This is a genomic window from Thermodesulfobacteriota bacterium (assembly GCA_031082315.1).
GTDB lineage: Bacteria > Desulfobacterota > QYQD01 > QYQD01 > QYQD01 > QYQD01.
In genome coordinates this window covers 1-673 of the sequence record JAVHLC010000041.1, presented here as the reverse complement: position 1 = coordinate 673, position 673 = coordinate 1, and the positions used below count along the sequence as shown (strand labels likewise).

Here is a 673-nt window from a genome sequence, read left to right as displayed (position 1 = left end):
TTCTCAAGTCATTTCAGATCAGTGTCGAAACTTACCAGGGCACGGTTCAACTGAGCGGCTTCGTTAATTCCCAAAAGGCCGTCGATAAAGCGGGTGAAATCGTAAGGAGCGTCAAAGGGGTCAAATCCGTAAAGAATAATCTGATCGTGAAATAGGCGAAGGAGAAATACCATGAAATCCAGCACGAAGGACCAGGCGGAAGGCACGTTTCACCAAATGAAGGGTAAGATCAAGGAGGTCGCCGGGAAGCTAAGCGACAATCCAAAGTTGGAAGCCGAAGGTACCGGTGAGAAGATGGCCGGCAAAGTTCAGGAAAAGATCGGCCAGGTCAAGAAGGTTTTGGGGAAGTAGTGAGAGCGGCGTATCAGTAACCGTTCACCGTTGACCGTTGGCGGTTCACCGAAAAAGGCTTTTCAGGTCCTTACGGACAACGGTGGACGGATAGAAAGGCATGAGGTCTTCGGAGTGAAAGAGTTCAAAAAACAATAGTAACAACAATAAAAGGAGAACGTACCATGAAGGCAATATATTCTGGATATCTAATAGTGGCAGCGGTGGCTCTGCTGGCGCTCAGCGTACCTGTGCCCGCTTTTTCACAGATGATGGGAATGGGAAATATGGACAAGATGGGCGATATGATGGGCATGTGCATCGAACATGCAGATAAGATGGG

The 673-nt window shown here is 48.4% G+C and carries 2 protein-coding genes; both read left to right on the top strand.

What is annotated here, in order from left to right; genetic code table 11:
- A partial coding sequence (locus tag RDU59_12970) for a BON domain-containing protein (GenBank protein MDQ7839391.1) occupies window positions 1–155 on the top strand: 155 nt, incomplete at its 5' end.
- Between the two features lie 16 nt (window positions 156–171).
- Window positions 172–351, top strand: coding sequence for a CsbD family protein (locus tag RDU59_12965; GenBank protein ID MDQ7839390.1), 180 nt, complete (start codon window positions 172–174; stop codon window positions 349–351).
- Window positions 352–673: the final 322 nt, after the last annotated feature.

Coding starts and splice junctions, on each gene's coding strand:
- RDU59_12965 (MDQ7839390.1), top strand. CDS start 172: ATGAAATCCAGCACGAAGGACCAGGCGGAAGGCACGTTTCACCAAATG.